9 protein-coding genes are annotated in these 9341 nt (G+C 43.4%); 4 read left to right on the forward strand and 5 right to left on the reverse strand.

Annotated features, from left to right (window positions below; all coding sequences use genetic code 11):
* Positions 1-297 precede the first annotated feature (297 nt).
* From VZ94_RS28495 to VZ94_RS28510, 4 genes are read left to right on the forward strand one after another with little or no spacing between them, the layout of a single operon-like run.
* The gene (locus VZ94_RS28495) at positions 298-2232 is read left to right on the forward strand and encodes an MG2 domain-containing protein (RefSeq protein ID WP_052700330.1); all 1935 of its coding nucleotides are present in this window, start codon (positions 298-300) and stop codon (positions 2230-2232) included.
* 14 nt (positions 2233-2246) lie between these two features.
* On the forward strand, positions 2247-2873 hold the full coding sequence (locus tag VZ94_RS28500) for a hypothetical protein (RefSeq protein WP_052700331.1): 627 nt from the start codon (positions 2247-2249) through the stop codon (positions 2871-2873).
* A 28-nt stretch (positions 2874-2901) separates the two neighbouring features.
* Complete coding sequence (locus VZ94_RS28505) at positions 2902-4134, forward strand: alpha-2-macroglobulin family protein (protein WP_052700332.1); 1233 nt, start codon at positions 2902-2904, stop codon at positions 4132-4134.
* 22 nt (positions 4135-4156) lie between these two features.
* Positions 4157-5122 (forward strand): alpha-2-macroglobulin family protein, encoded by a 966-nt coding sequence (locus tag VZ94_RS28510; RefSeq protein WP_052700333.1) that lies wholly within the window; start codon positions 4157-4159, stop codon positions 5120-5122.
* 55 nt (positions 5123-5177) lie between these two features.
* Here the strand turns inward: VZ94_RS28510 and VZ94_RS28515 are convergent, their stop codons facing one another.
* From VZ94_RS28515 to VZ94_RS08295, 5 genes are all read right to left on the reverse strand, one after another.
* Complete coding sequence (locus VZ94_RS28515) at positions 5178-5456, reverse strand: hypothetical protein (RefSeq protein WP_052700334.1); 279 nt, start codon at positions 5454-5456, stop codon at positions 5178-5180.
* A 19-nt stretch (positions 5457-5475) separates the two neighbouring features.
* Positions 5476-7074, reverse strand: a complete 1599-nt coding sequence (locus VZ94_RS08280; RefSeq protein WP_052700335.1) for a L,D-transpeptidase family protein — start codon at positions 7072-7074, stop codon at positions 5476-5478.
* A gap of 105 nt (positions 7075-7179) precedes the next feature.
* A complete protein-coding gene (locus tag VZ94_RS08285) occupies positions 7180-8142 on the reverse strand; it encodes a sensor domain-containing diguanylate cyclase (protein WP_045778868.1) in 963 nt (320 codons plus the stop codon).
* Positions 8143-8148: 6 nt separating this feature from the next.
* The gene (locus VZ94_RS08290) at positions 8149-8757 is read right to left on the reverse strand and encodes a chemotaxis protein CheX (protein WP_082081473.1); all 609 of its coding nucleotides are present in this window, start codon (positions 8755-8757) and stop codon (positions 8149-8151) included.
* Entirely contained in the window at positions 8757-9128 is a 372-nt protein-coding gene (locus VZ94_RS08295) for a response regulator transcription factor (RefSeq protein WP_239649758.1), read from the reverse strand. The genes VZ94_RS08290 and VZ94_RS08295 overlap by 1 nt, the downstream gene beginning before the upstream one ends.
* Positions 9129-9341 lie beyond the last annotated feature (213 nt).

The raw sequence follows: 9341 nt of genomic DNA on the forward strand, positions 1-9341 counted from the left end.
GCTTTAAACGGTTAAGTTTTCGGTTTTTAGGTAGGGTGCACTGTGTGCACTTTATAGGTTATCATTAAAAATCAATGAAAAAAGGTGCGCACAGCGCACAACAACACAAGATACCGAAAACTTGACCGTTCAGATTATATACGCCATAGCTATCTGCGGTTTATATACTTCAAACGGTCACATTTGGTTTTTAGGTGGGTGCGCTGTGGGCACCTTTATAACATCATAAAAATCAATGAAAAAGGTACGCACTGCGTACCACACATTCATCATCCTGAGCGAAGGTAGGGAGGCGTTATGCAACCACTAGCGTTACTGATTGGTTTATTGTTGAGTTTTTCGGTTTTCGCAGGCAGTCCTTTTTATTTAACAGCAGGGCGTAGTTTTAGCACAGATGAAGCGCCGGTTATTCGACTGGATTATACCGATGAGCAACCGATGCTGGTGCGCGTGTTAAAACCTGAGCAGCTAGATAGCTTTTTAGACGGGCAATTTAATATTAGCCGCAGTTACGAACAGCCTATCAGCGAGCTGAATCCCGGCTATTATTTTGCAAAAGGTTTAAACGGCACGGAATCGCCGTTGCGCTTAATGCGTGGTTTGTTAGCAGCGGATTTTCGCAAATCATTAGCAGGTAGTCCGTTTAGTCATGCGTTAAAAAATACTGGAGCGACAACATTAGCGAGCGTACCTGAACAAGTGCTCATCGCAGCACCTAAAGGATTTAAAACTGTTAGCGAAGACTTTTTAGATTTAACCCGCAATGGAAGCAATGCACAGGATTTAAGCTGGTGGTTTGAGCAAGATTATTATTTACGCAGCCGCTATAAAATCCGCGATATTCAGTTAAATAAACTGCCTGACGGTATTTACCTTGTGCAAGCCGTGCAAGGCAAGAATGAGGCTCAATGTTTATTACAAGTCAGTAGCTTATCGGTACAAGTTAAACAATCAGGGCAACAAGTCTTAGTCAGAGCTATTGAGCGTGGTTTAACGCCGGTTGCCAATGCCACCGTCAGCTATCGTGATGGTCGTGGAAAATGGCAAGTGTTAGCCGATAAAACCAATGCCGGTGGTGAGGTATTGTTTAATAATCCTGAGGGGATATTAGACGGCAAGTTATTGGTTAAAGTCGATGCGATGCTAAACCAGCAAACCCGAACCGCGTTAACAGCGACTGATTTTTTGCCAGCGCAAGACTATGAACGTAGTGTTTTTGTCATGACGGATAGACCTATTTTCAAACCCGGCGAAATGTTTTTTTACAAAGGGATTATCCGCAAAGCACAGGACGGGCAGTTACAGATTCCAGCGATAAAAAACAAGCAATCTAAAGTGTCGCTATTACAAGCCGATGGCCGTGCGACAGGATTGACCGCAACGGCTGAAGTAACCGATTTTGCTACCTTTTCCGGTAGTTTTGCATTAGATAACGCGCAAACACCAGGGCTTTATCGATTATTGGCCGAGATAGACGATAAAGCCTACGGTGGTGAATTTAGAGTTAGAGATTATCAAAAGCCGACGTTTTATTTAACTGAGTTAGCTCATGATTCGGTGATTACGCCAGGTCAAGCCTTCAAATTAAACTTTCATGCTAAACGCTATAGTGGCGGCATTCCCCAAGACGTGAAGTTTGAAGTGTTTTTATACAGAAAGAAATTTGAAGCGCCACAGTTTGTTGAAGAAGCAGGCTTAGGGCTAGCGGCAGGGCCGGATTATTTTGGTCAAATCAAATCTAGTAATGCGCTTAGCCAACCGCGCCGCGTGTTTAGCTCTATTGAAGAGCGACAAGCGACCGAATTAAGTAATCCTTGGGAAAATGCGGCGCGTTTAGACGATAACGGCGAGGGTAGTTTTGAGTTTACCGTGCCTATGGGTACAGGTGAGCAAAGCCAGCAAGAATGGGTTTATACCTTAATGGTTAAAGCGCAAGATGCGGCTGGCAGTACGGCGGTGTTAACCGAAAATATTTATCAAACCTTATCCGAGGCGCAACCTGCTTTGCGCTTTAGTAAGACGATTGCTGCGTTAGGTGAAAAAGACTTAGCGTTATTAATTCAAAGCAGCTTCGCCGATGGCAAACCGGCACCTTATGCCAGCGGCGTGATAGATGTTGAGCTAACCCAGCCTAATACGGGCAAACAAGCGTTGGTAAAGCTGCCGTTTAAAACCGATGCTAATGGTCAGCAAACACACACTTTACCGGCTATATCGGGTTACGGAGCTTAACGGCGGTTGCGAAATTGGAGCGGTTAGGTGAACACACGCTTAAACATCCTGCGACCTCATTACCGGCTAGTTTAATTGTGGCTGGCAATAATGGTGAGGCGGTTACTGACGCCACTGAGCTAGAGTTGTACACCTCGCATACCGTATTAAGTCCCGGTGAGCAAGCCAATATCTTTGCGTTATTGCCTAAAGCTTGGGGACAACAAGAGCAAGGTTATGTTTGGCAAACGACTACCGGTTCGCGTATTTTTAGCAACCAAAATCAAATACTCAAAGGGCGTAGTCATTGGTTTAGCGTTACTGCAAAACCCGAATATGGCACAGGTTTTTATCACACCGTGACCTTACCGATGCCAGGGGGTAAGTATCGTGAGCAAACCTTAGGTTTTCGTGTTGTGCCTTGGGATAAACGTTTAAAGCTCACCATTCAACCCCAACAAGCAGAAGCCGAGCCGCTTAAAACCACGCAATTAAACGTGTTAGTGCAACATGCTGATGGCACACCGGCTGCCAATACCGAGTTAGCGGTTGGCATTGTTGATAAAGCGGTGTATGCCGTACAAGCCGAGTTTAGGCCGAATGTATTCGATTATTTCTATCCGCTACAGCGCAATAACTTAGCGACGTTTTTATTCCGATGAGCTACAAGGTTATGGTTATGCGGATATATTGCGTAAACCTAACTTCTCGTTAAGCGCGCTAAAAAGCCAAAGTAAATTGGCTAAGAAAGCCATGCGCGATACAGCGGGTTGGTTCCCGCATTTAGTCACCGATGCGCAAGGTAAAGTCAGTATCACTGTCGATATGCCTGCGAATATTACCGAATGGCTGGTGACTGCGGTAGCCAATGATAAACAAGGGCGTTTAGGTGAAGCGACCGGGCAATTTCGTACCACAACCGATGTCGCGTTGGAAATGCTAGGCCCGCCGTTTATGTATATCGGCGATACGGCGGATTTTATTGTTCGAGTAAACAACCAGTTAAGTAAACCCGTAGCGTTATCCGCTGAAATCACGTTACCTGAACGCTTAAGCAACGTCAGTGGTGAAGTCACGCCTAAAGCCGTTGTGCCGGCTAATAAAGAACAACGTTGGCCGCTGCGTTTAGCGGCTTCAGGTGCTGATGGGCTAGCGGCGCTACAAATCGGTTTAACAGCGCCGAATGGCGTCAGAGTCGGTGGTGCGGAAAGTTTTGATATTCCGATTAAAAAACCATTTTTAACCCAATCTTATCGTTATCAGCTAAAAGACGGCAGCTTGTTTGCGGGTTATCCCGCATCGGCAAGTCCAGAACGATTAACCGTGCGCGTGGAGTCAGGATTATTAGGTGCGGCATTAAACGCAGCAACTATGCTAGTGCAATACCCTTATGGTTGTACTGAGCAATTAGCGCATAGTATTGCGCCGAATTTAGTGTTAATGGATTTATTAGCCAGAGCCGATATTAAGCCAGAGCAATTAGGGCCACTGGCCGAGGTGTTAACTAAGGCCAAGCAAAATGCCGCACTAGGGTTACAAAAATTACGTGCCAATCAAAAAGCGGATGGTGGTTTTAGCTTGTGGCCTAGTGACAGCGAAGCCAGCGTGCCAGTGACGCTGATAGCCATGCAAGCGCTGCATTATGCCAATGAGTTAAATGTTGAAGGTGCTGCTAAGCTTTATAATAAAGGCATAGAATGGTTATCCAACCAAGCGCAATCAGTTACGGCTAGTGATGAATTTAGCTTAGCCCGTTACTCTTTGTTTAGCACCTGGTCACCCCCTTGGCAGCAGCAAGCTGATTTTGTTAACAAAGTCGTTGCTGATCAAGCCGCCAATACCACTCAGTTAATAGCAGCGCTAAACATCGTATTAAGCTATAAGTCTATGAGTTATCATAGTTTTAATAAGCAATTTTGCTAATATCGAAACGGTAGAGCAAAGCTTGATTACGCGCTTACAACTGAGTCTCTCCGAGTTAAAGCCAGAGGTGTATCAAGCAGAATATAAACCAGAATTAGGCTTCACTTTAGGTTTGCCTGGCGTGATTTCAGCCGGATTAGGTGCATTAGACAACGCTAAAGCCTTACCCGATGAATTAAAAGCGCGCTTGGTTCAATGGTTGTTACAACAGCGTGACAATGGTTATTGGTTGTCGACTTACGATACCGCACAAGTCATTTACAATACTCGACAATTGCTCAGCCAAGAAGCCGCGTTAACGCATTCGGCAAAACCACGCACTATCACTGTCAGCACCGGTAATAAAACAGCATTAGGTAAGTTAGCCGCAATACCCGGTGGCTATTTAGCCGAGTTTACCGATTTAACTCCTGCTCAGGATTTATCGCATTTACTCGTATCGGACACACTTCCAACCGACACGATAACGGCAAATCTGAATGTCGGTGTGCCATATACAGCGGTTCAAGCTAAGTCGGCTAACTTAACTATTACTCGCAGTTATCGGCGTATTACCGCTTCAGGCAGTGAAGCTATTGATTTAAGCCAACAAGCACTTCATGTTGGCGATACCATGGTCAGTGAAATCTCGGTTAAACGCAGCAGCAACGAAGCCAATAACACTGCTCATCCGGCTAGCGATTTTGTCGTTATTAGCGATGCGATACCGGCAATTGCCGAAGGCTTAGAAAACGATAAAACTTATCTCGCTGACGCTAACATTCAAAGTAAAGACGATGATTATTGGCAGCACGTTAAAGAAACTCAACGTTATCCTGACAAAGTGCTACGTGTGGTTAAGCTACTAAGCGCGGCCGAGATGAAATTTTATCAAGTCTTTAGAGTTGCACGAGCTGGACGCGCCGTGCTTGCACCTGCGACTGCTTTTGACATGTATCAAGAGGCTGAGCAAGCTAATAGTGTTGCTCAGGTGATTAGCGTGGATTAGGCGTTGGCTCAATCCCCCTTATTGCAAAGGGGGATGTTTTTGGGGCTGGGGCGTGTTATCTAACCACCCCAACGTCAACTGTTTTTAAAGAATCTGTAGTCGTGTTGTTGCTAACAGGTTCAGGTTGGGGTTCTGGCGGTGGGGTGCTGGCAATAAGCACTTGATCAGAAATGTCGTCCGTTTTCTTCAGCGCTTCTTGTAGCACTGTATCTTGAGCGTATATATCTGGGTAAAAAGTCAATTGGTCGTGTTCGTCAAAAAAGGCCGTGGTATAGAAAAATATCACGGGTATTGGCTTTTTTAAGATAACCCGTTGTAGCTTGCCTGCTTGCATGGCTTTTGCAATCGCTGCTTTATCCCAAATTTTTTTGTTCTTTTAACGCAAATTCTGCCAACTCTTGCGGTTTGGCGACGCGCACACAGCCGTGGCTAAAATCGCGACGCGAGCGGCTAAATAATGAGTTGGCCGGCGTATCATGTAAATACACGTCATTTTTATTAGGGAATAAGAATTTTACTCGACCAAGCGCATTTTTCTTGCCTGGTTTTTGCCGTATTCTAACCGTGCCTTGTTTTAGTTGCGCGACAGTGGCCGCAGAATAACCCGTTACGCCACCATTAGAGACTAGCTCCATATTTTCCTTGGCTAAAAAGCCTGGGCTGAGTTTGGGCAAAAGCTCATCTTTAACAATGTTATACGGTACATTCCAATAAGGTGAAAAATCGATGTAGCTCATCGTTGCCATTAATACCGGCGTTTGATTTTTCATGGCCTTACCAACAACAACACGCATGTTAGTCATTTTGGTATTGGGATCATTAACGTTTTCGTACGTCCATAATTGAAATGCTGGAATATTGACAATAATCGACGGGTCAGAACTTAATTCAGGCAGCCAGCGTAAGCGTTCCATCGCTAATTCAATTTGCTGTACGCGCTTATCCACTGGCGTGCTGAGTTCTTCAGCAGTCGTTTTGCCAATAACACCATCAGCAGCAAGTCCATGTCTGCGTTGGAAATTTTTAATACCTACCACGAGCTTGTCAGAATATTTATCGGCTTTTTCAGGGAGTGCTGTGTTTTCGGGTAAGTCGCCTAAAGTGACTAACATATCGCGCAAATCACTGACGTCTGAAAACGTATCGCCTGGCCTAAGCGCTTTTTTAAACGCTAACTTAAAATGGCTGGCTTTTTCTGCAAGTTTTTTGTATTGCGATAATGCTGTTTTAAGCTTTTGGTATTGCAATAATTTAGGCTCAACGTCTGGCGGTAATGCTAATAGCGTTTGTTGTTCGAGATGGGTTTTAATTAACAAAGGTAAATCAATCAGCTTTTTTTCGCGTAATTTTAGATTGAAATTAATGTCTTGCGGATTGACACGTCCGTAATGTAAATCATGCAAAAAGCGAATCAGCGATAAGCTTAGCGCTGTATCATAAGCCGCTTGATCCTGTTCGTTTAATGCAGTTGTTTGCTTAGTGCGCAACAACTGAACGTCATAATGCTCAGGATTTAAACCATAATCAGCTGCCGAGCTTAATAAGCTAATCACATCGTTGATATTTTGTTCTGAACTCGGTTTGTTAAGCCATAATAATTGGTAATTGGTTGGCTGATAGAGTGCATTCAAATCCTCAGCACGATTAGGGAAGTTTGCTGCCGTTAAAAAAGGATGGTGCTGCGAGGTAATAATCGCTTGCACCGGTGTCATAGGAGCGGGCGGCTCCGAGGCCGGTAACGGCGCGGGCGGCGATAACGGAGCTGATTCAAGCGTAGGTGCTTGAGTCTGAATATCTTCAGCAAGGCTTTGTTTAGAGCAAATCGTTAAGCCTACACATATCAACAAGCTATACATGGGCAGACGTAAACGCGAATAATCATTAAACTCGGCGTAATTTGGCGGTATAACGCTCTGTTGTGCCAAAGGTATCGGGTTGGTTAGTGATTTCATGTGTATGTTGTGCCCTCAGTGCCGAGATGAGTAATCTGTAGAGTGATATAACGTTATAATCTATTTTACATTAAATTAGCCCTGTAAGAACGGCAATAACGCATGTTAATTTTGGCAAAGAGTGCTCGTTTCATCTAAGTTTTTGCAAACACTACGATTACGTCCTTGCTGTTTAGCTTCATATAACGCGGCGTCCGCTAAGTCGAGTATGTCTTCATTTTGAGAGGGCAGGCCTGAACAGGTGCCGATACTAATAGTTACTCGATAATGAGGTGGAGCTAAATCATGGGGTATCGCTAAATCATAAACCGCTTTAATCAAACGCTCAGTAAAATGCACTGATTGCTCATAACAAAAATTGGGAAATATCATCACAAATTCTTCACCACCGTAACGCGCTATCATGTCGCTGGCACGAGCTAACTGTTGTTTCAAAGCTAATGCGACAGCTTTTAACGTTTTATCGCCTAATAAGTGTCCGTAGTTATCATTATATTGTTTGAAGTAATCGATATCGATTAGAAACACTGACATGCATTGTTTATGTCTTATCGCGTTATGAATGCTTAATTTAAAATGGTCGTCAAAAAATCTACGGTTATAAATACCGGTTAAGCTATCAGTAATCGCTTCGCGTTTTAAGCTTTCTGAGTGCGAGCGCAGCATTTTCTCGCGTTTTAGCGAGGTTGATGCGTCTATGACTTGTATCATGCACGCCGTTTTATTGTTTTGATATGCTAAGTAAGACACCGTAATGGATTGCAACATTAAGGTATGTTCGTTTTTATTATTAAGTTGTGAATATAGCGGTAGTGGCGATTTATGTAGGGCGTTTGATAATACCGTAGGCAAACCATAGCTGAGCGTATTGTTAATGGCTTTGATTAATGCGGGCGATACGGGTTCGTTAAAAGCAGTAGTTAAGTCACATCCTATAACGTCATGTTCACTAATGCCTGTGTGGTTAGTAATCCATTGATTCCATAATAGAATTTTTGCATTAGTATCGACGACGATAATGCCCATATTCACGGTATTAACAACAGTGCTTAACAATTTGGTATGCATAGTGAGTTAAATACCGGCTAAGAATTGGTCGATACGTTGAATGAGATTGGCAATAGAAGCTGAGGTTAATAATAAGACTAATCGACCTTCTGTTTGGCGTTTTACGCTGGTAAAAATGACGTTAAGGAGTAGTGTGTACTCTTGTACTGTGTTGTGGGTTATTTCTGTCACAATTTCATTGCTGGAAATAATAGAATAACTTGGTAAAGAGCAATCTAAACGCATACTCAGCATATCGGCCATCGTGGCTAAACAGGCATTGATGATAATATTGCCAATTTCACACATGGCATCTTGCTCAAATTCGGCTAACTCATCTAAGCTCAAGTTTGAATTCATCATTTCCCTGACAATTTCCAGGGCGCTGTTTTCTGAAAACATTAGCAATGCTGTTGCATCAAAGATACCGTGAAAATCTTGTCTGACGGTGCCAAATTTGTTGGCGTTGAGTGTTAGAGCATCTGCATTTATTAAGCAAGAAGGCTTAAATTCAATCGAGGGCACTGATAATTGAACTTCATCGTTAACTATTTCGCTAATGCTAGCTGCCGCTTTACCGGCACCAATATTAAATACTTCAGCGAGTGCATCGAGTTGTAAGTCAGTTAATATCATTATGCACCTTCAAAATAGCTAATCGCTTGACTAATTGATTTCTCTGAAACAGGCTTGGCAACAAATGAGATACCTAAACCACTGGCGCGATTCTGATAGGTTTCTTGAATATTAGCTGACAAAATGACAATACGAACGGTAGGATATTTAGAGAGAATAATTTCAGCGGCGTCGGTGCCTAAAATACCTGACATATTAATATCCATCATGCAATAGTCAGGTAGATTCTCATCAATTATGTCAAGTGCTTGTTCACCACTGTTGGCTTCTGTAATAGCCCATTCAGGTCGTTGAGCAGCAACTTGCGCGCGAATTAGCATTCGAGATACTTTGCTGTCATCTACGATAAGAAGCTTTTTATTATTGTCCATGTCCATTGCTAGCGGTTATTAATTAAAGCCTGATTCTACCGGAATCTAAATCAGTAGACCACTGCTTAAAAGTGCCTAATGGAACACGTTTTGTCAGAACTTGTTGATTAATGGTTAATCTTCGCATTCATCATAGTCAGAGGCTAGCGTGATATAGCGAACCGCTTTTAAGCCTTCGTATTCAACTCTAATGCGACATGGAGGTTTTTCGAA

This window comes from Methylocucumis oryzae, from assembly GCF_000963695.1.
In the GTDB taxonomy this organism is placed as follows: domain Bacteria; phylum Pseudomonadota; class Gammaproteobacteria; order Methylococcales; family Methylomonadaceae; genus Methylovulum; species Methylovulum oryzae.

What these genes read in the sequence shown, in the direction of transcription:
- VZ94_RS28495 (WP_052700330.1), top strand. Translation starts at nt 298, where the DNA reads ATGCAACCACTAGCGTTACTGATTGGTTTATTGTTGAGTTTTTCGGTT.
- VZ94_RS28515 (WP_052700334.1), bottom strand. Translation starts at nt 5,456, where the DNA reads ATGCAAGCAGGCAAGCTACAACGGGTTATCTTAAAAAAGCCAATACCC.
- VZ94_RS08280 (WP_052700335.1), bottom strand. Translation starts at nt 7,074, where the DNA reads ATGAAATCACTAACCAACCCGATACCTTTGGCACAACAGAGCGTTATA.
- VZ94_RS08295 (WP_239649758.1), bottom strand. Translation starts at nt 9,128, where the DNA reads ATGGACAATAATAAAAAGCTTCTTATCGTAGATGACAGCAAAGTATCT.
- VZ94_RS08285 (WP_045778868.1), bottom strand. Translation starts at nt 8,142, where the DNA reads ATGCATACCAAATTGTTAAGCACTGTTGTTAATACCGTGAATATGGGC.
- VZ94_RS08290 (WP_082081473.1), bottom strand. Translation starts at nt 8,757, where the DNA reads ATGATATTAACTGACTTACAACTCGATGCACTCGCTGAAGTATTTAAT.